Origin of the sequence: Lysobacter sp. BMK333-48F3 (assembly GCF_019733395.1) — a bacterium.
GTDB lineage: Bacteria > Pseudomonadota > Gammaproteobacteria > Xanthomonadales > Xanthomonadaceae > Lysobacter.
Map to the genome: position 1 here is coordinate 5,042,513 of NZ_JAIHOO010000001.1, position 18,452 is coordinate 5,060,964.

An 18,452-nucleotide genomic window follows, 5' to 3' on the forward strand; every position below is an offset into this window, starting at 1 on the left:
GTGAGCGCGATGTGGATACGCGTTGCGCGGGCGGGCGGCGTTCATTCCGGCGGCCCCCAGATCTGCGAGTCCAGGGTCGCCGCGGCGCGCTGTCCCCGCACCCGCCCCTTCTCCACCGTCACGCCCTCGGCGCGCAGGCGCTGGGCCTGCTCGCGATAGCCCTTGGAGCCCTCGGGAAAGGCGATCCGCCCGTCGGACCGCAGCACCCGGTGCCAGGGCAGCTTGGCGTCCTCGTTCTCGCTCAGCAGGCGCGCGACCAGGCGCGCCCGGCCCGGCAGGCCGGCGCGGCGGGCGACCTCGCCGTAGCCGGCGACCTGGCCCTTGGGAATCGCGCGGATCGCGGCGCGGATGCGTGCGGCGGCAGTTTCGCTGTCCATCGCGGTAGCATAAGGCGCTGTAGCGCGCAGGAGTCGCCCCCATGCAGTTCGAACAGATCCGCCAGCACCTGACCCGGACCGGGTTCCATCTCACCGTTCACGACGAGAGCGTGATCTGCATCGAGCTCTCGCTCGAGCAGGGCACCCGCCACCAGGCGATCTTCCTGTCCGAGCTGATGGACGACGACGGCCGCCCGTTCCTGCGCGTGGCCACGGCGATCGCGCCGACCACCGGCCTGGACGCGCGCCGCGCGCTGGCGTTCAACTGGGAAAGCCACGTCGGCTACCTGGCGATCGGCGATCTCGACGGCGTGCCTTACCTGCACCTGTGCGAGAACCGTCCGCTGGAAAGCCTGGACGGCGCCGAAGTGCAGCGCCTGGTGCTGGAGATCGGCGGCGTCGGCGATCGCATGGAGCGGGTGCTGTCGGCCAACGGCGACCTGCTCTGAGTTCGGCTTGCGCTTGGCTGCCTGCGCCTGGCCGTTTCGCTCGCCGCTTTTGCGGCAGCGGCGCCGCGCAGGTATTTCCGCCAATCGTGAGCCGCGAGCGCCATCCCTCAATCCGGCGGCGTCTTCGTCCCAAGCCCCTGGCAGGAGCGGCGCCCCACGGGGATTTTCTCCGGCCATAAGCCGCGACGACCGCAGCGACGTACGCAAGCGCCGTCGCCGAAGCCCGGGCATCCGGGCTTCGTTGTTTTCGGGGCGGGCGGGTCGGCGGGTTTCGGGCCGCAGCGTGGTATCCCACCGCTTCGGTGGTCGCGGCTGACGCCGCTCCTACAAGCGACGCCAACCTCGATCGCCCGCCCCCCTTCCAAGCACCGCGATTCCCCCCTTTGAAAAAGGGGGGCCAGGGGGGATTTGCTCTTGCTCTTGCTCTCGGCAGGTACCCCGAAGACGCCGTTCCGCGCTCGCGGCTCGCCCCGCCCCTACCCCGCCCTGCAGATTCCGCGCAAAAGAAAAGCCCGCTCGAAGCGGGCTTTCTTTGCTCGGAACCTTGCCGATACGGCGCGACGCTCAGGCCCAGCCGAACGCGCGCATCAGCTCGAACAGGCCGTAGGCGATGCCGCCGGCCGCCGGGATGGTCAGGATCCAGGCCCAGATCATCTTCTCGACCACGGTCCACTTGATCGAGTTGAAGCGCTTAGCCGTGCCCACGCCCATGATCGCGGCGGAGATGTTGTGGGTGGTCGACACCGGGATGCCCAGCGAGGACGCGAACATGATCACCGAGGCGGCGCTGGTCTCGGCGGCGAAGCCGTGGATCGGATGCAGCTTGACCAGCTTGTGGCCCAGGGTCTTGATGATCCGCCAGCCGCCGGCGGCGGTGCCGGCCGCCATCACCACCGCACAGGTCAGCTTGATCCAGGTGTCGATGTCGTTGTTGGCGATCGCGCCCGGCGAAGGGTGCAGGAACGCCAGCCACGCCGGCAGGTTGTCCAGGGTGCCGGCCTGCTGCGCGCTGATCAGGGCCAGGGCGATGATGCCCATGGTCTTCTGCGCGTCGTTCATGCCGTGGGCGAAGCCCATGCCGGCGGCGCTGAGCAGCTGCGCCTTGCCGAAGAAGCCGTTGACCCAGCGCGGCCGCGCGGCGCGGCGCAGGATGCCGCCGCTGCGGGCCATGAACGAGATCAGCGCGAACAGCACGCCCATCACCAGGAAGCCTGCGGCGAAGCCCAGCACCGGCGAGGTCACCATCGGCACGATCACCTTCCACAGCACGCCGGCGCTCTTCCAGATCGGCTCGGCCGGATGCGACCAGACCACCGCGTGCCAGTTGTTCGACGCCGCCGCGACCGCGGCGCCGCACAGGCCGCCGATCAGCGCGTGCGAGGACGAGGACGGCAGGCCCAACCACCAGGTGATCAGATTCCAGATGATGCCGCCGAGCAGGGCGCACAGGATCAGCTGCGAGCCGATCTCGACCACCCCGGCGTCGATCAGCCCCGAGGCGATGGTCTTGGCCACCGCGGTGCCCCACAGCGCGCCGACCAGGTTGGTCGACGCGGCCAGGATCACCGCCTGCATCGGCGACAGCACCTTGGTCGCCACCACGGTGGCGATGGAGTTGGCGGTGTCGTGGAAGCCGTTGACGTACTCGAAGATCAGCGCCGCGAGGATCACCACCAGGACCAGCGTAAGCATGGCGCGGGCCTCAGGAGTTCTTGAGCACGATCTGGTAGGCGACCACGCCGGCCTCGCGGCAGCGGTCGATCGCCTTCTCCAGGATCTCGAAGAACTCCTTGAGCAGGAACATCTGCAGGTTGTCGAGCTGGCCGGAGTAGATGTCGCGGTACAGCTCCAGCATCAGCCGGTCGGCCTCGTTCTCCAGCGCGCGCAGCTGGTCGTTGAGCGCTTTCATCGGCTCCAGCTTGAGCTGGCGCAGCTGATGGACCATCTTCACCACCACCGCGGCGGCCTGCTCCAGCATCGCCGCGCGCGGGGCGAAGTCGATGTGCTCCAGGTGGCGGGTGGCCAGCGAGTAGCGATCGGCGAACTTCTCGACCTGCTTGGGAATCTTGTACAGGGCCGAGCTCAGCGCCTCGATGTCCTCGCGCTCGATCGGGGTGATGAAACTGTCGACCAGTTCCTGGCTGATCTTGTCCGAGGTCTCGCGCTCGCGCTGGCGGGCCAGCTTGAACGCGTCCAGGGCCGGCTGCCGGTCGGCCGCCTTGAGCATGTCGTGCAGGGCCTTAGTGCTGTCGTGGGCGGCGACCGAGGCCTCCTCGAGCAGGGTGTAGAACTGGTTGCCTTGGCCGAAAATGGTCTGCAGGGAAAACATGCTGGGGTGCCTCTGGCCTGTGGCCGCGGTTGCCGGCCGCCAGGGCCGAAGGGGTTTGCGGGCGCGATTATGACGGTTTGAGGCGCGCCCGCCCACCTTGACGCCGGTCGCGGCCGCCCCCATCCGACCGGCATGGGCCGCCGCGACGCCGGCTGCGCGCGGCTTTCACGCCTCTGCCGCGCCGCCGCGGGCACAGTCGGTTGCGGACGGGCCCGACCCCGGACCCGGCGAACCGGACCGCTGGACTGGCCCGCCCAACCGGCCCGCCAAGCCGGCCCGCTGAACCACCCTGCTAAGATCGGTGCCGGCCCGACCGTCCGGTTTCGCCGGCCGCTCCGCCCCCCTTCCCGCTTTTCCGCCTCGCACAATGGACGACGACCCAAAACCGCCGCCCGGCCGCTCCCCGGCCCGCTTCCGCCGCGCAATGCGCCCCCTCCGTGATTCCGCCGGCCGCAGGAGGCATTGCCGATGCTGGAACTTCTGATCGTCGCGGCCCTGATCGTCCTCAACGCCTTCTTCGCGATGTCGGAGATGGCCTTGATGACCTCGCGCAAGCTGCGCCTGAAGCAGATGGCCGAGACCAGCCGCGGCGCCCGCACCGCCCTGCAACTGGCCGAGCATCCCGACAATCTGTTGTCGACCGTGCAGGTCGGCATCACCGCGATCGGCGTGCTCACCGGCACCTTCGGCGGCGAATCCATCGGCCTGGCCATCGCCGGCTGGATCAGCGGCATCGTGCCCGATGCGGCGCAGTACGCGCGCAGCATCGGCATCGGCACCGCGGTCACCCTGATCACCGCCTCCAGCGTGATTTTCGGCGAGCTCATTCCCAAGCGCCTGGCCCTGACCAACCCGGAGAAGATCGCCAGCACCGTGGCGGTGGTGCTCGATGGCCTGGCCCGCTTCGCCAAGCCGGTGGTGGCCGCGCTCGGCGCGATCAACCGCGCCGTGCTGCGCCTGCTCGGGATCAAGGACGACGCGCGCAGCGAGATCAGCGAAGAAGAGATCCGCCTGCTGGTGACCGAAAGCCACGAGCAGGGCGTGATCGACGCCGACGAGCGCAAGATGATGAACCGCGTGCTCAGCCTCGGCGACCGCACCAGCGAAAGCCTGATGACGCCGCGCACCCGGATCGCCTGGCTGGATGCGTCCGCGCCGCTGGAAGAGAACCTGGCGATCATGCGCGAGTCGCCGTTCTCGCGCTTTCCGGTCTACCGCGGCGGCGACCAGGACGTGCTCGGCGTGCTCGAAGCCAAGAGCCTGCTCGCCACCCTGGGCGTGCCGGGCGCGGAACCGGACCTGTTCGGGCAGTTGCGCGAAGCACTGTTCGTGTCCGAATCGACCCATGCGCTGAAGCTGCTGGAGATCTTCCGCGAGGAACAGCAGTCGCTGGCCCTGGTGGTCGACGAATACGGCGACGTCGCCGGCCTGGTCACGGTCAACGACCTGATGGGCGCGGTGATCGGCCGGGTCCAGACCGCCGAGTCCGACGATCAGCCCGGGCCGGTGGTACAGCGCGAGGACGGCTCCTACCTGATCGACGGCGCCCTGCCGGTGGAGGAATTGCGCGAAGTCATCGGCGGCGGGCGCCTGCCGAACGAGGACGAGCACGATTTCCACACCGCCGCGGGCATGGTCATCGCCCATTTCGGCCGCATCCCGCACGTCGGCGAGTACTTCGCCTGGCCGGGCTGGCGGATCGAAGTGATCGACCTGGACGGCCCGCGCATCGACAAACTGCTGTTGCAGCCGCAGGCCAAGGCGCAGGAGTCCGGCGACGATGAGCTCGGCGGCTGATCGCGGCCCCGACGCCGGCGACGACGAGCGTCCGCGCTCGCGCCGCCGGCACGGCCCGCGCCCGCACGAGGCCGGCACCCGCGCCCTGCTCGACGCGATCGTCGCCGGCGATCCGGACGAGGTGGTGCGCTTCGGCGACGTGTTCGCCGGGCTAGGCAACCGGTCCTTCGGCATGCTGTTGTTCGTCTCCACCCTGCCCGCCTTCATCCCGATCCCCGGGGTCGGCGGCGCGGTCAGCGGCCCGCTGGTGGTGCTGGTCGGCCTGCAATTGTTGATCGGGCTCAGCAAGCCGTGGCTGCCGGGCTTCGTCGCCCGGCGCGGGCCGCATCGGCACGCGATGGCCAAGTTCCGCAACCTGCTGGCGCCGTGGCTGGCGCGGCTGGAACGGGTGGTCCGCCCGCGCGCGACCTACCTGCTCGACCACCGCCTGGCCAACGCCTTCACCGGCCTGCTGCTGATCCTGCTCGGCATCCTGCTGTCGCTGCCGATTCCGTTCACCAACTTCCTGTTCGGCGCGCTGTTGCTGCTGTTCGCCTTCGCCCTGCTCGAACGCGACGGCAAACTGATGGGCCTGGCCTGGATCGCCGGCACCGCCGCGGTCGGCGTATTCGGCATCCTCTCCGGGACCCTGGCCCAGGCCGCGGCGGAATGGATCGATCTGGCGCGCAGCAAGATCGGTTGAGGCGGCACCGATCACCGGTTGCGTCAAAGCTTCCGTCCGCAAGCGGCCGGGTCACTTTCTTTGTCCAAGGCGACAAAGAAAGTAACCAAAGAAAACGCCATGGCTGTTTCGAATCAAAAGCCACTATGGGTCGGGGCCGACGCGGGGCTGCTCCGCACAGGCCATCCCTGGCCTGGCTGCGCACGGCCCGCATCCTTGCGGGCCGCCCTCCGGGGCTGCAGGTCTTCTCGCGAGTTCGGTCCCGCGCCAAGCTCTTCATGGCAACGGCAACGGCAACGGCAACGGCAACGGCATGCAGTGCTTAATGGGTAGGAGCGGCGTCCCACGGGGATTTCCTTCGGTCACAAGCCGCGACCCCCATCGCGCCCGTTCGCCACGTCTTTGTCCTGGGCCCCTTGTAGGAGCGGCGTAAGCCGCGACCACGTTCTTGCGGTCTCGCGCTGTCTGTCGTTCGAAGGCTTCTAAAGCTCCAAAGCAAAGGGTCGATGCCGCAAGCCAGACTAGCCGCCCCGAATTTGCGGTTGTCTTTGCGGTTGCCGTTGCCCTAAAGAGCTTGGCATCGCTTCGAACTCGCGAGGCCGCCCTGAAGCCCCGGAGGGCGGCCCGCAGGGATGCGGGCCGTGCGTAGCCAGGCCAGGGATGGCCTGTGCGGAGCAGCCCTGCGCAGGCTCCGTCCCATAGTGGCTTTTGATTCGAAACAGCCACGGCGTTTTCTTTGGTTACTTTTGACCGAAGGAAATCCCGTGGGACTTTGTCGCCTTGGACAAAGAAAGTGACCCGGCCGCTTGCGGACGGAAGCTTTGCTTTAGAGCTTTGAAGCTTTAGAAGTCTTCGAACGACAGACACCGCGAGACCGCAAGAACGCGGTCGCGGCTTACGCCGCTCCTACGAAGGGCGCAGGACAAAGACGCGGCGAACGGGCGCGATGGCGGTCGCGGCTTGTGACCGAAGGAAATCCCCGTGGGACGCCGCTCCTACCTCTTAAGCACTGCATGCCGTTGCCGTTGCGGTTACTTTTGACCGAAGGAAATCCCGTGGATGGGACTTTGTCGCTTTGGACAAAGAAAGTGAACCGGCCGCTTGCGGACGGAAGCTTTGCTTTGGAGCTTTGAAGCTTTAGAAGCCTCCGAACGGCACACGCCGCGAGACCGCAGCAGCGCGGTCGCGGCTTATGACCGAAGGAAATCCCTGTGGGACGCCGCTCCTACAGGGGGCGTAGGACAAAGACGCGGCGAACGGGCGCGATGGCGATAGCCGCGCGACCGCTTACGCAGTCAACAGAGCGCGGAATTCCTGGGCGTTGACCGGGTGACCCAGCCAATAACCCTGGGCCAGGTCGCAGCCGCGCTCGCGCAACACCGCGTACTGACCTTCCTTTTCCACGCCCTCGGCGACCACGGTGATGCCTAGCGAGTGAGCCATGGCGATGATCGCCGTGGTCAGGGCCAGGTCGTCCGGGTCGCGCAGCACGTCGGCGATGAAGCTGCGGTCGATCTTGACCCCGTCCACCGGCACCCGGCGCAGATGGCTGAGCCCGGAGAAGCCGGTGCCGAAATCGTCCAGCCACACCTTGACCCCGCTCGCGCGCAAACGCGCCAGCAGGTTGCTGGCGTGGATCTCGTCGCCGATCACCGCCGTCTCGGTCAGTTCCAGGTGCAGATGGTGCGCCGCCAGCCCGGTGTCGTGCAGGCAGTCGGCCACGGTCTTGGGCAGGTCGCCGCTGCGCAGCTGGCGCGGCGAGACGTTGACCGAAACGAACAGCGGCTCGGCGTCCGGGCGCGCGCGCTGCCAGGCCATCGCGTCCTCGCAGGCCGCGCGCAGCACCTGCGGCCCCAGGGTCTCGATCATGCCGCTCTGCTCGGCCACGTCGATGAATACCGACGGCGCGATCAGGCCCTGCTCGGGATGCTTCCAACGCAGCAAGGCCTCGGCGCCGACCATCGCGCCGTCGGCCAGGCGGTACACCGGCTGGTAGACCAGGCTCAGTTCGCCGCGGTCCCAGGCGCCGCGCAACTCGTGCTCCAGGTGGACGCGGCGCTCCACCGCCTGGTCCATCGCCCGGCTGTAGAAGCGGTAGCAGTTCTTGCCGGCGACCTTGGCCTGGTACATGGCGATGTCGCCGTTCTTCATCAGCCCGGTCGCGCCGGAGGCGTCCTCCGGGTACAGGGTCACGCCGATCGAGGTGCCCAGGAACACCTGCCGGTCGTGGACCACGATCGGCTGGCCGAGCTCGCCGACCAGCACTTCGGCCAGGTGGCTGGCGATGGTGCGCGCCTCGCCCTGGCGATCGTCCTCGCCCTCGACCAGGATCACGAACTCGTCGCCGCCGAAGCGCGCCAGCAGCGCGTGCTCGCCGCCGATCCGCAGCACGGTCTGCTGGATGCGCTGGGCGAACTGCAGCAGGACCTCGTCGCCGGCGTCGTGGCCGAGGGTGTCGTTGACCCGCTTGAAATCGTCGATGTCGGCGAACAGCAGCGCCAACTGGCCGCCGCCGTCGCTCAAGTGCAGCAGGCGCTGGTCCAGCGCCTCGCGGAACGCCAGCCGGTTGGCCAGCCCGGTCAGGGCGTCGGTGTAGGCCATGCGGCGGATGTCGCGGTCGTGGCGGGCCAGGCTCTGGCTCATGCGCCCGAACGCGCGCATCAGGTCGCCGACCTCGTCGTTGCCCTGCCCGCCCGCCGGCGCGCTGTCGAAGTGGCCGTTCTCGATCGCCAGGGCGGCGTCGGCCAGTTGCCGGATCGGCTTCACCAGCCAGCGTTGGATCAGCCACAGCATCAGCCCGCCCAAGGCCAGCAGGCCCACGCTCAACACCCCGACCCACAGCAACTGGCGCCGGCCGAGTTCGTTGAGGCGGTTGCGCAGCTTGTCCAGGGCGCCGTCCTGGTAGGCACGCATGGCCTTGAGGTCGTAACCGACCCGGACCCCGCCCAGGCGCTGCTGGCCGATCTTGATCGGCGCCGACACGTCCAGGGTGGTTTCGGTCCATTGCGCGTGCAGGCCCTGCGCGCGCACCACCTGCGCCGCGATCGCATCGTCCATGCGCTTGCCGTAGCTGGGGATTTCCTCGCTGCCGTCGTGGACGACGTTGCCGTCGCTGTCGTAGACCAGCACGTAGCGCACGCCGGGGTTGTTCATCGCCGCGCGGCCGAGTTCGCCGATCGCGTCCAGGTCGAAGTAGTACAAGGGATTGGTCAGCGAGCCGGCCAGTTGCCCCACCTCGCCCTCGCCGTGCCGGCGCAGGCTTTCGGCCATGGTGTCGCGCATCGCCTCGCGGCTGATCCCGACCACCTCGCTCTGGGTGCGCTCCTGCCGTACCAGCAGCATCGCGATCAGCACGGTCACGACCAGGAAGGCCACCGCCATCATCGCCAGGAACTTGGCCTGCAAGCCGGCGCGCAGGTTCATTCGACCTCCGCGCGAACCCGCGCGACGCCTTCGCCGATGTGATCCAGGCTGCGCTGCGAAGCGGCGTCGATCGGCAGGAAACGGGTGGTCTTGAAGAAGCGCAGTAGGGCCTCGCCGGCGTCCGGGTCGCCGGCGGCGTCGATCAGCACCTCGCGCAGGCGCGCGGCGACCTTGGGATCGAGATCGCCGCGGACCAGTTCCAGCGCGCGCGGATACTGTTCGCTGCGGCCGATCACCACCAGGTCGCGGCGGAACGCGTCCGGCACCCGGCGCGGGTTGTCCCAGTCCAGATTGCTCATCACCCCGGCGTCGACCAGGCGCTTGTGCACCCAGGTCGAGATGTTGAGCTCCGAGCGCGCGAACAGATAGCCGACCGCGCCGCGGTTGATGCGGTCGGTCGGCGACAACAGGATCTCCAGCGCCAGGCCCTGTTCGAGCAGGGTCGCCGCCGGGACGAAATACGCGCTGGTCGAGGACGGGCGCTGGAAGGCCACGTTGTGGCCGCTGAGGTCCTTGAGCGTGCGCAGGCCGCTGTCGCGGCGGGCGAAGAACACCGAATGGTAGTGGCTGACCCCGTCGCGCTCGGTCAGCAGCAGCGGCCGGGTCTGCGCGCGCTGCTCCAGCAGCATCGCCGTGCCGGCGGTCTCGCTGACCCAGTCGACCCGGCCGCGACGCAGGTAGCTGGCCATCTGCTGGGCGTCCTTGGCCATCAGGATCCGGCCTTCGCGGATGCCGACGTCGGCCATGCGCGGGACCACGTAGTCCAGCAGCGGCTTGAGCTGTTCGTAATGGGTCTTGGGATCGTCGCTGATCCGCCCCAGCACCAGCACGTGCGCATCCGAGCCGTCCTTGTGCCCGCCGGGCACGTCGTGCGGCCTGGCCGCCGGCGCGGTCGCGGCGAAGGCGCCCAACAGGACCAGGACCAGCGCCCACCACGAACCGGAATTCCGCGCGCTAACGCTCAACAGTCGTCACCTGGTCGGATTGCCTAGCGAGCGTAATCGAAACCGAGCCCGGACCGGAACCGGGGCCGCCCCACCGTCCATCGGTCCGCGACCGCCGCCTCAGTCGCCCCGCGCCGGGACCGCCCCTTCCGCAGCATGCCCCTTCCGCAGCACGCCCCTTCCGCAGCCCGCCCCGGCCTCATGCCGCCCCATGGAACTCGCCTCCCAAGACACCCGACGCTGTTCCCCCCTTTGCCAAAGGGGGGCCAGGGGGGATTTGCTCTTGCTCTTGCTCTTGCTCTTGCTCCCGCCGCGACCGCCCCCGCGAAGACCTCAGCGCTTGTCCCCCGCCAGCATCGCCATCCGCTCCACGTCCGCGAGCACCCCGCGCAGCAGCCGCACCTCGCGCTCGTCCAGGTCGGCGCGCAGGAACAGCCGGCGCAGCTTGCGCATCGCCGAATCCGGGGTGCGGCCCTTGTGGAAGTCGATCGCATCCAGGGCCTCGCCGAGCTGGCCGAAGAAGCCCTCCAGTTGCGCGTGCGAGGCCGGCGGATCGCGCCGCTCGTAAACGCCGCCGGCGGCGGTCGCGGCCAGCGCGGCCATGCGCAGTTCGTAGCTCAGCACCTGCACCGCGGCGCCGAGGTTCAACGAGCTGTAGGCCGGATTGGCCGGAATGTGCACCGCCGCATGGCACAGCTGCAGTTCCTCGTTGTCCAGGCCGGTGCGCTCGCGGCCGAACACCAGCGCCACCTCGCCGCCGCCGCGGGCGCGGCCGTCGATGCGCGCGGCCGCCTCGCGCGGGGCCAGTTCCTCCAGGGCGATGCGCCGGCTACGCGCGGTGCAACCCAGGACCAGATGGCAGTCGGCCACCGCCGTGGCCAGGTCGGGCAGCACGCTGGCCGCCTCCAGCACGTCGTCGGCGCCGGCCGACATCGCGTAGGCGTCGCGGTCCAGCGGCTTCTCCGGCGCGACCAGGACCAGGCGCGACAGGCCCATGGTCTTCATCGCCCGCGCCGCCGAGCCCATGTTGCCCGGGTGCTGGGTGCCGACCAGGACGATCCGGATGCGCGCGGCGGCGGGGTCGGCGGCGACGGACGCAGCCTCAAGTGAGTTGGCATTTTCGGGCGCCTGGACCGGCGCCAGGGGGTGACGGGGATCGGTGTTCATGCGCAGATGGTAAACTCCCCGCCCCGGCCCAGCGCCGGTTCCGCTCTTTCTCCCCGCCAGTCCCGCCCCTCCTCCCACGTTCGAGGCCGTAAGCCATGCAGAAACCCGCCGTCACCCTCATGGTCAAAGCCGCCCGCGCCGCAGGCAACGTCCTGCTCCGCCACATGCACCGCGTGGACGCGCTGAACATCGTCGAGAAGGGCCGCATGGACTACGCCAGCGAGGTCGACCGCCTCGCCGAGGCCGAGATCATCAAGGAATTCCGCCGCGCCACCCCGGACTACGCCATCCTCGGCGAAGAGCACGGCCCGCTCGGCCAGGCCCGCTTCACCTGGGTGATCGACCCGCTCGACGGCACCAGCAACTACCTGCACGGCATCCCGCATTTCTGCGTCTCCATCGCCCTGTGCGAGAACGGCGAGCCGATCCACGGGGTGATCTTCGATCCGCTGCGCAACGACCTGTTCACCGCCAGCCGCGGCAGCGGCACACAGCTCAACGAAAAGCGCGTGCGCATCGCCGAGCGCAAGGAATTGAACGGCGCGATGCTGATCACCGGCTTCCCGCCGCGCGAGCGCGCCAACGCCAGCGCCCACCTCAAGTGCCTGGACAACCTGCTGATCGACGTCGAGGACGTGCGCCGCACCGGTTCGGCCGCGCTCGACCTGGCCTACGTCGCCTGCGGCCGCGCCGACGGCTACTTCGAAGCCGGGCTCAAGCCCTGGGACGTCGCCGCGGGCGTGCTGATGGTGCGCGAAGCCGGCGGCAAGGTGGTCGACTTCCGCGGCCGCCCGACCGGGCCGATGGACAACCGCGGCCTGCCGCCGCGCCAGATCGTCGCCGGCAACCTGCGCGTGGCCGACGCGCTGCAGCAGCGGATCGTCAACACCGGCTACGCCAACGCGTTCGACTGATCCGCACCGCCTCGGCTCGCGCCGCAGCGAATGCCAGAACGCCGCGACCGGGTCGCGGCGTTTTTCGTTTGCGCGTAGGCGGATGCGGCGGCCGCCCGTCGCCGCTACATTGGCGCCGGCCGGCGCGTGCCGGCGAAACGTTCAAAGGACTGAGCCGATGAGCAAACCCGAAATCTACGTCAGCACCGACGTCGAGGCCGACGGCCCGATCCCGGGGCCGCATTCGATGCTGAGCTTCGCCTCGGCGGCCTATCTGGCCGACAAGACCCTGGTCGGCACGTTCTCGGCCAACCTCGACACCTTGCCGGGCGCCGAAGGCCACCCCGACACGATGCGCTGGTGGGGCGACAACCGCGCCGCCTGGGAGGCCTGCCGGCGCGACCCGCAGCCGCCGCAGGCGGCGATGCGCGCCTACGTCGAATGGCTGGACGCGCTGCCCGGAAAGCCGGTGTTCGTCGGCTATCCGGCCGCCTACGACTTCCTGTTCGTGTACTGGTACCTGATCCGCTACGCCGGCCGCAGCCCGTTCTCGCATTCGGCGCTGGACATCAAGTCGTATGCGATGGCGGTGCTGAAGACCGACTACCGCGAGTCGACCAAGCGGCGCATGCCCAAGGCCTGGTTCGACCGGCTGCCGCATACCCACGTCGCCCTCGACGACGCGATCGAACAGGGCGCGCTGTTCTGCAACCTGCTCGCCTTCTCGCGCAGGGACGCAGGGGGTTAAGCGCGCTTAACCCCCTGCGTCCCTGGGTCGCTGGCGCCTCGGGGGATCACACCGCCCGCGCCGTCACCGTCCAGGTCGCGCCCATCATCGCGATGCCGCGCTCGCGCGCGAGTTCGCGCAGGGCGCCGCGCAGGCGGGCCTCGGCGCGCGCGCGCACGGCCTCGTCCTGGGCCGCGAGCAGGCGCGCGACCGGGCCGACCCGCAGCACCTGGTCGTAGGCATCGGCCGCGGCCGCGTCGGGGTCCTCGCCCTCGCCGAGATAGAACGGCGCCTGGAACGCGCTCAACTCGATCGCGCCGAAGCCGGCCGCGCCGAGCACCTGCTCGATGCGCTCCGGTTCGGCCAGCGCGAACGGGCCCGGCGCGCGCGGGTCGACGCTCGGCAGGTCGATTTCCGCGGCGATCGCGCGCAGCGGCCAGCGGTACCAGTCGTTGCGCTCGGGCGCCTGCCAGCAGGCGAAGGCCAGCCGGCCGCCGGGCTTGAGGGTCTTGCGCAGTTCGGCGAAGGCGGCGACGGGGTCGTCGAAGAACATCACCCCGAAGCGCGAGAACAGCAGGTCGAAGCGCGCCGGCTCGAACAGCGGCCGGCTGGCGTCGGCGAGGCGGAACTCGACCGCCAGCCCCAACGCGGCGGCGCGCTCGCGGGCGCGGCCGAGCAAGGGTTCGGACACGTCGACGCCGACCACCGAGCCGCCGGCGCCGACCGCGCGCGCCAGTTCGAACGCGGTCGCGCCGGCGCCGCAGCCGATGTCCAGCACCGTCTCGCCGGGCTGCGCCGCCGCGGCCGCGAGCGCGGCCCGGCCATAGGCCTCGGTACGCCGGTCGAGCCAGTCGTTGTAGGTCAGCCAGCGCTCGCCGACGGCGCCGTTCCAGTCGTCGATCTGTTGCTTGTTCGCCGCGGTCATCTCGTCCTCTGCGCGATGCGGGCCGCGGCGCGCGCTGCGAGCGCGGCGCCGGCGCGGCCGCCGGAACCGCGATGATCCTCCCGCGCGGCGCAAAGAAAAAGGCCGCGCATGGGCGCGGCCTTTTCTTGCAAGCCCGGCGCCGATACCACAGGCGCCGGCAGGCAGGCTTACGGACGGCGCGCCAGCGCCGCCTCGTCCTTGGCCTTGGGCAGCAGGTCCTGCTTGCTGACCTTCAGCAGGCCCAGGGTCAGCAGCGGGCAAGCGACGAAGATCGACGACAGGGTGCCGATGATGATGCCGATCATCTGCGACTCGGCCATGCCGCGCAGCGAACCGCCGCCGTAGATGTACAGCGCGACCACGGTCAGGAAGGCGACGAACGAGGTGATCACCGTACGCGACAGGGTCTGGTTGATCGACTTGTTGAGCACGGTCTCCGGATCGGCGCGCATCGAGCGGAAGTTCTCGCGCACGCGGTCGAACACCACGATGGTGTCGTTGATCGAGTAGCCCATCACCGACAGGATGCCGGCCAGCACGGTCAGGTCGAACTCGTGGCCGGAGATCGCGAACCAGCCGGCGACCACGATCACGTCGTGCAGGGTGGTGATGATCGCGGCGACGGCGAACTTCCATTCGAAGCGGAAGGCGATGTAGATCAGGAAGCCGACCACCACGAACAGCAGCGCGTACAGACCGTTGAGCGCCAGCTCGCGGCCGACCTGCGGGCCGACGAACTCGTTGCGCAGGATCTTGGCCTGGTTGTCAGCGCCCGACACCGCCTTCATCACCGCCTCAGCGGCGTGGGCGGTGGCGGCCGAGCCGGAATCGCCCTCGCGCGGCTGCAGGCGGATCAGCAGCTCGTTGCCGGCGCCGTAGGTCTGCACCTGGGCGCTGTCGTAGCCGTCGGCGGCCAGGCGCTCGCGCACCGTGTCCAGCGAAACCGGCTTGGCCAGGTGCAGCTCGACCAGGTTGCCGCCGGTGAAGTCCAGGGCGTAGTTGAAGTTGCGCGTGGCCATGGCGCCGATGGCGACGAACATGATCAGCGCGGCCACGGCGATCGAGACCCAACGCAACTTCATGAAGTTGATGTTGGCGTCGTTGGGCAGCAGGGTCAGCGGGAAAATAGTCATGTCTGGGTTCTCCCGTCAGATCGCGATGGACTTGAGCTTGCGGCGGTTGCCGTAGAGCAAGGTGGCGATGCCGCGCGAGACGGTCACGGCGGTGAAGACCGAGGTCAGGATGCCGATGATCATGGTCATCGCGAAGCCCTGCAGCGGGCCGGTGCCGAACGCCAGCAGCGCCAGGCCGGCCAGCAGCGCGGTCATGTTGGAGTCGAAGATCGTGCCGGAGGCCTTGTCGTAGCCGCTGGCGATCGCCGCTTGCGGCGGCACCCCGGCGCGCAACTCCTCGCGTATGCGTTCGTTGATCAGCACGTTGGCGTCGACCGACATGCCCACCGACAGGGCCAGGCCGGCGAAGCCCGGCAGGCTCATGGTCGCGCCGATCATCGACATCAGCGCCACCACCATCAGCAGGTTCAGCACCAGCGCCAGGCAGGTGATCAGGCCGAACATGCGGTAGTAGATCAGGAAGAAGGTCAGCGCGAACACGAACGAGTACAGCACCGCGGTGGTGCCGCGCTTGACGTTGTCGGCGCCCAGGCTGGGGCCGACCACGCGCTCTTCGACGAAGGTCATCGGCGCGGCCAGGGCGCCGGACTTGAGCTGCTTGGCCAGGCTGTTGGCCTCGTCGCGGCTCAGGCCGGTGGTCTGGAAGTCCTTGCCGAACACGCCCTGGATGGTCGAGGAGCTGATCACCCGCTCTTCGGTGCGAGTGGTGCGCACTTCCTTGCCGTCGACGATCTCGGTGATCGGGATCTGCTCGACGTAGACGATGCCCAGGCGCTTGCCGACGTTTTCCAGGGTGTGGTTGAGCATGCGCTGGCCGCCGATGGCGTTCAGGGTGATGCTCACGCTGGGCTGGCCCTGCTGGTCGTTGCCGGGGATGGCGTTGACCAGCTGGTCGCCGGACACCAGCAGGCGCTTGGACAGCAGCAGCGGCTGCTTGGCCTCGTTGTAGTACACGCGCGCTTCCGGCGGCACGTTGCGGTCGCGCACGGCGGCCGCGGCGGCGGCTTCGTCGCCGACCACGGCGCGGAATTCCAGGGTCGCGGTGGCGCCGATCTGGCGCTTGGCCTCGGCGGTGTCCTGCAGGCCCGGCAGCTGGATCACCACCCGGTCGGTGCCCTGGCGCTGGATCACCGGCTCGGCCACGCCGAAGGCGTTGATGCGGTTGCGCAGGGTGGTCAGGTTCTGCTCGATCGCGTCGAGCGAGATGCGCTGCAGCTCGGACGGCGGGATGTTCAGGGTCAGGGTGCGGCCTTCCAGGTCCTGGGTCAGGGTCGGGAAGGCGGTGCGCAGCTGCTTCTGCGCCTTGTCGGCGTCGGCGTTGCCGGCCAGGGTGGCGACGATGGCCTCGTTGCCGCGGCGCACCACCGAGGTGTAAGGCACGGCGCTGTCGCGCAGGGTCGCGCGCACGTCTTCGACGTAGGCCTCAAGGCGCTTGTTCAGCGCCGCGGCCTGGTCGACCTGCATCACGAAGTGCACGCCGCCCTGCAAGTCCAGGCCGCGCGGCATCGGCTTGGCGCCGAGCGATTCCAGCCAGCCCGGCACGGTCGGCGCCAGGCTCAGCGCGACCACGTAGTCGCTGCCGAGCTTGGGCCGCAGCAGGTCGGCGGCGCGGGTCTGCTGCTCGGTGTCGTTCAGGCGCACCATCAGGTTGCCCTGGTCTTCGACCTGCACCGACTTGGTCGGAATCTTGGCCTGGGCCAGCAGATCGGCCGCCCGCTTGGCCAGCGCGGCGTCGATCTGGGTGCTGCCCGACCGCGCCGCGGAAATCTGGACGGACGGGTCCTGCGGATAAGCGTTCGGCAGCGCGTACAGCACGCTGACGACGAGAACCACCAGGATGGCGAAGTATTTCCAGCGCGCGAAGGTCAGCATCGAAAACCCCTGCGGCGGCCTCCCCGGCCGCCGCGATTGAAGATGGCGTGGCAGCGTCGGATCAGGCCGACTTCAGGGTGCCCTTGGGCAGCACGTTGGCGATCGCGCCCTTCTGCACGCGGATGCGCACGTTGGCGGCGATTTCCACGGTGATGAAGTTCTCGCCGATGTCGGTCACGGTGCCGGCGATGCCGCCGTTGGTCAGCACTTCGTCGCCCTTGGACAGCTTTTCGAGCATGCCGCGGTGTTCCTTGGCGCGCTTCATCTGCGGGCGGAAGATCAGGAAGTACATGACGGCGATCAGCACCAGCGGCAGGACGAGGCCGCCGAGGCCGCCGCCGAACAGGCCGCCCTGCGGCGCGCCGGCCGGCGCGGCCTGGGCGTAGGCGGGGGCGATCAGGAGGTCGAGCAGGTTCATCGTGAAGTCCTGGAACGAAAATAGTCGGGGATTATGCCACGCCCGGACCGGGGCCAACGGCGGCCGCGGAATGGGGTCCGCGGCACGTTTTTGGCCACGCATTCGCCGGCGTTCGGAGCGGTCGGCGGCCCCGGGCGGGGCGGTTGCGGCCGTGGCCGGGCCCGGCGGCCCGGTCGGTCCGCCTGCGGCCGATCAGCTGCGGGCGGCGTAGAAGGACTCGCGGAAGGCGGCAAAGGTTCCCTGCTCGATGGCCTGGCGCATCTGCGCCATCAGGCGCTGGTAGTAGCGCAGGTTGTGCAGGGTGCCGAGCATCGGCCCGAGCATCTCGTTGCAGCGGTCCAGGTGGCGCAGGTAGGCGCGGCTGAAGCCGTTGGCGCAGGCATAGCAGTCGCAGCCCTCCTCGATCGGGCGCAGGTCGCGCTCGTACTTGGCGTTGCGCACCCGCACCGTGCCGGTGGAGGTGAAGTAATGGCCGTTGCGGGCGTTGCGGGTCGGCATCACGCAATCGAACATGTCGACGCCGCGGGCGACCGATTCGACCAGGTCTTCCGGCCGGCCCACGCCCATCAGATAGCGCGGCCGGTCGGCCGGCAGTTGCGGGCAGGTGTGTTCGAGCATCTCGTTGCGCTCGGCCTCCGGCTCGCCCACCGCCAGGCCGCCGATCGCGTAGCCGTCAAAGCCCAGCGCCTGCAGGCCCTCGGCCGAACGGCTGCGCAGGCCGTGGTGGACGCCGCCCTGGACGATGCCGAACAAGGCCGCATCGTTGCCCTCGTGAGCGCGCTTGGAGCGCTCGGCCCAGCGCAGGCTCAGTTCCATCGACTTGCGCGCGACCTCCTCGGTGGCCGGGTACGGCGTGCATTCGTCGAAGATCATGACGATGTCCGAATCCAGCACGCGCTGGATGTGCATGCTCTCTTCCGGGCCGAGGAAGACCTTGCTGCCGTCGACCGGCGAGGCGAAGGTCACGCCCTGCTCGGTGATCTTGCGCCGGTGGGCGAGCGAGAACACCTGGAAGCCGCCGGAGTCGGTCAGGATCGGCCCGTTCCAGCGCGCGAAACCGTGCAGGCCGCCGTGGTCGCCGATCACGTCCAGGCCCGGACGCAGGTACAGGTGGAAGGTGTTGCCGAGGATGATCTGCGCGCCGAGCTCGCGCACCTGCTCGGGCATGATGCCCTTGACCGAGCCGTAGGTGCCGACCGGCATGAACGCCGGAGTCTCGACGGTGCCGCGCGGAAAGGTGAGGCGGCCGCGGCGCGCGGCGCCGTCCTGGCCTAGCAGTTGGAACGACATGCGGCTCATGCGCGGGCTCCTTGATCGGGGTGCGGGGCGCATGGGGC

Annotated in this window: 16 protein-coding genes; 5 read left to right on the forward strand and 11 right to left on the reverse strand. The window is 69.3% G+C overall.

Annotated features, from left to right (window positions below; all coding sequences use genetic code 11):
* Positions 1-41: 41 nt before the first annotated feature.
* Entirely contained in the window at positions 42-377 is a 336-nt protein-coding gene (locus K4L06_RS21690) for an MGMT family protein (protein WP_221673340.1), read from the reverse strand.
* 41 nt (positions 378-418) lie between these two features.
* Here K4L06_RS21690 and K4L06_RS21695 point away from each other — a divergent pair, with 41 nt between their 5' ends.
* Entirely contained in the window at positions 419-826 is a 408-nt protein-coding gene (locus tag K4L06_RS21695) for a hypothetical protein (RefSeq protein WP_064748436.1), read from the forward strand.
* Between the two features lie 564 nt (positions 827-1,390).
* On the opposite strand, the gene K4L06_RS21700 is transcribed toward K4L06_RS21695, so the two are convergent.
* Positions 1,391-2,518 carry an inorganic phosphate transporter gene (locus K4L06_RS21700; protein ID WP_221673341.1) on the reverse strand — a complete coding sequence of 376 codons (1,128 nt, stop codon included), beginning with the start codon at positions 2,516-2,518 and terminating at the stop codon, positions 1,391-1,393.
* A 10-nt stretch (positions 2,519-2,528) separates the two neighbouring features.
* Positions 2,529-3,155: a DUF47 family protein gene (locus K4L06_RS21705; RefSeq protein ID WP_221673342.1), complete on the reverse strand. Its 627-nt coding sequence runs from the start codon at positions 3,153-3,155 to the stop codon at positions 2,529-2,531.
* 468 nt (positions 3,156-3,623) lie between these two features.
* Here K4L06_RS21705 and K4L06_RS21710 point away from each other — a divergent pair, with 468 nt between their 5' ends.
* Positions 3,624-4,952: a hemolysin family protein gene (locus K4L06_RS21710; RefSeq protein WP_221673343.1), complete on the forward strand. Its 1,329-nt coding sequence runs from the start codon at positions 3,624-3,626 to the stop codon at positions 4,950-4,952.
* Positions 4,936-5,634: an exopolysaccharide biosynthesis protein gene (locus K4L06_RS21715; RefSeq protein ID WP_221673344.1), complete on the forward strand. Its 699-nt coding sequence runs from the start codon at positions 4,936-4,938 to the stop codon at positions 5,632-5,634. The genes K4L06_RS21710 and K4L06_RS21715 overlap by 17 nt, the downstream gene beginning before the upstream one ends.
* Before the next feature lie 1,266 nt (positions 5,635-6,900).
* Here K4L06_RS21715 and K4L06_RS21720 read toward each other — a convergent pair.
* The 3 genes from K4L06_RS21720 to K4L06_RS21730 form a co-directional block, all read right to left on the reverse strand.
* Entirely contained in the window at positions 6,901-9,036 is a 2,136-nt protein-coding gene (locus K4L06_RS21720) for an EAL domain-containing protein (protein WP_221673345.1), read from the reverse strand.
* Positions 9,033-9,902: a phosphate/phosphite/phosphonate ABC transporter substrate-binding protein gene (locus K4L06_RS21725; RefSeq protein ID WP_343225828.1), complete on the reverse strand. Its 870-nt coding sequence runs from the start codon at positions 9,900-9,902 to the stop codon at positions 9,033-9,035. The genes K4L06_RS21720 and K4L06_RS21725 overlap by 4 nt, the downstream gene beginning before the upstream one ends.
* A 411-nt stretch (positions 9,903-10,313) precedes the next feature.
* A complete protein-coding gene (locus tag K4L06_RS21730; protein WP_221673346.1) occupies positions 10,314-11,147 on the reverse strand; it encodes an RNA methyltransferase in 834 nt (277 codons plus the stop codon).
* A gap of 95 nt (positions 11,148-11,242) precedes the next feature.
* Between K4L06_RS21730 and K4L06_RS21735 the strand changes: the two genes are divergently transcribed.
* Together K4L06_RS21735 and K4L06_RS21740 are read left to right on the forward strand one after the other, a co-directional pair.
* Positions 11,243-12,061 carry an inositol monophosphatase family protein gene (locus K4L06_RS21735; RefSeq protein WP_221673347.1) on the forward strand — a complete coding sequence of 273 codons (819 nt, stop codon included), beginning with the start codon at positions 11,243-11,245 and terminating at the stop codon, positions 12,059-12,061.
* A 157-nt stretch (positions 12,062-12,218) separates the two neighbouring features.
* Positions 12,219-12,788, forward strand: a complete 570-nt coding sequence (locus K4L06_RS21740) for a hypothetical protein (protein ID WP_221673348.1) — start codon at positions 12,219-12,221, stop codon at positions 12,786-12,788.
* A 46-nt stretch (positions 12,789-12,834) separates the two neighbouring features.
* On the opposite strand, the gene K4L06_RS21745 is transcribed toward K4L06_RS21740, so the two are convergent.
* The 5 genes from K4L06_RS21745 to tgt all read right to left on the reverse strand — a co-directional run bounded on the left by K4L06_RS21745 (position 12,835) and on the right by tgt (position 18,414).
* Positions 12,835-13,692, reverse strand: a complete 858-nt coding sequence (locus tag K4L06_RS21745; RefSeq protein WP_221673349.1) for a class I SAM-dependent methyltransferase — start codon at positions 13,690-13,692, stop codon at positions 12,835-12,837.
* Positions 13,693-13,859: 167 nt separating this feature from the next.
* Positions 13,860-14,825 carry a protein translocase subunit SecF gene (gene secF / locus K4L06_RS21750; RefSeq protein ID WP_221673350.1) on the reverse strand — a complete coding sequence of 322 codons (966 nt, stop codon included), beginning with the start codon at positions 14,823-14,825 and terminating at the stop codon, positions 13,860-13,862.
* Positions 14,826-14,840: 15 nt separating this feature from the next.
* Positions 14,841-16,697, reverse strand: coding sequence for a protein translocase subunit SecD (secD, locus tag K4L06_RS21755; RefSeq protein ID WP_221673351.1), 1,857 nt, complete (start codon positions 16,695-16,697; stop codon positions 14,841-14,843).
* Between the two features lie 61 nt (positions 16,698-16,758).
* Positions 16,759-17,115 carry a preprotein translocase subunit YajC gene (yajC, locus tag K4L06_RS21760; RefSeq protein ID WP_221673352.1) on the reverse strand — a complete coding sequence of 119 codons (357 nt, stop codon included), beginning with the start codon at positions 17,113-17,115 and terminating at the stop codon, positions 16,759-16,761.
* 192 nt (positions 17,116-17,307) lie between these two features.
* On the reverse strand, positions 17,308-18,414 hold the full coding sequence (gene tgt, locus K4L06_RS21765; protein ID WP_221673353.1) for a tRNA guanosine(34) transglycosylase Tgt: 1,107 nt from the start codon (positions 18,412-18,414) through the stop codon (positions 17,308-17,310).
* Positions 18,415-18,452: the final 38 nt, after the last annotated feature.

Bases quoted from the DNA above. Each gene is read 5' to 3' on its own strand.
- K4L06_RS21715 (WP_221673344.1), top strand. From the start codon at position 4,936: ATGAGCTCGGCGGCTGATCGCGGCCCCGACGCCGGCGACGACGAGCGT.
- K4L06_RS21690 (WP_221673340.1), bottom strand. From the start codon at position 377: ATGGACAGCGAAACTGCCGCCGCACGCATCCGCGCCGCGATCCGCGCG.
- K4L06_RS21735 (WP_221673347.1), top strand. From the start codon at position 11,243: ATGCAGAAACCCGCCGTCACCCTCATGGTCAAAGCCGCCCGCGCCGCA.
- K4L06_RS21720 (WP_221673345.1), bottom strand. From the start codon at position 9,036: ATGAACCTGCGCGCCGGCTTGCAGGCCAAGTTCCTGGCGATGATGGCG.
- K4L06_RS21730 (WP_221673346.1), bottom strand. From the start codon at position 11,147: ATGAACACCGATCCCCGTCACCCCCTGGCGCCGGTCCAGGCGCCCGAA.
- K4L06_RS21745 (WP_221673349.1), bottom strand. From the start codon at position 13,692: ATGACCGCGGCGAACAAGCAACAGATCGACGACTGGAACGGCGCCGTC.
- tgt (WP_221673353.1), bottom strand. From the start codon at position 18,414: ATGAGCCGCATGTCGTTCCAACTGCTAGGCCAGGACGGCGCCGCGCGC.
- K4L06_RS21705 (WP_221673342.1), bottom strand. From the start codon at position 3,155: ATGTTTTCCCTGCAGACCATTTTCGGCCAAGGCAACCAGTTCTACACC.
- secD (WP_221673351.1), bottom strand. From the start codon at position 16,697: ATGCTGACCTTCGCGCGCTGGAAATACTTCGCCATCCTGGTGGTTCTC.
- K4L06_RS21700 (WP_221673341.1), bottom strand. From the start codon at position 2,518: ATGCTTACGCTGGTCCTGGTGGTGATCCTCGCGGCGCTGATCTTCGAG.
- K4L06_RS21740 (WP_221673348.1), top strand. From the start codon at position 12,219: ATGAGCAAACCCGAAATCTACGTCAGCACCGACGTCGAGGCCGACGGC.
- K4L06_RS21695 (WP_064748436.1), top strand. From the start codon at position 419: ATGCAGTTCGAACAGATCCGCCAGCACCTGACCCGGACCGGGTTCCAT.
- K4L06_RS21710 (WP_221673343.1), top strand. From the start codon at position 3,624: ATGCTGGAACTTCTGATCGTCGCGGCCCTGATCGTCCTCAACGCCTTC.
- yajC (WP_221673352.1), bottom strand. From the start codon at position 17,115: ATGAACCTGCTCGACCTCCTGATCGCCCCCGCCTACGCCCAGGCCGCG.
- secF (WP_221673350.1), bottom strand. From the start codon at position 14,825: ATGACTATTTTCCCGCTGACCCTGCTGCCCAACGACGCCAACATCAAC.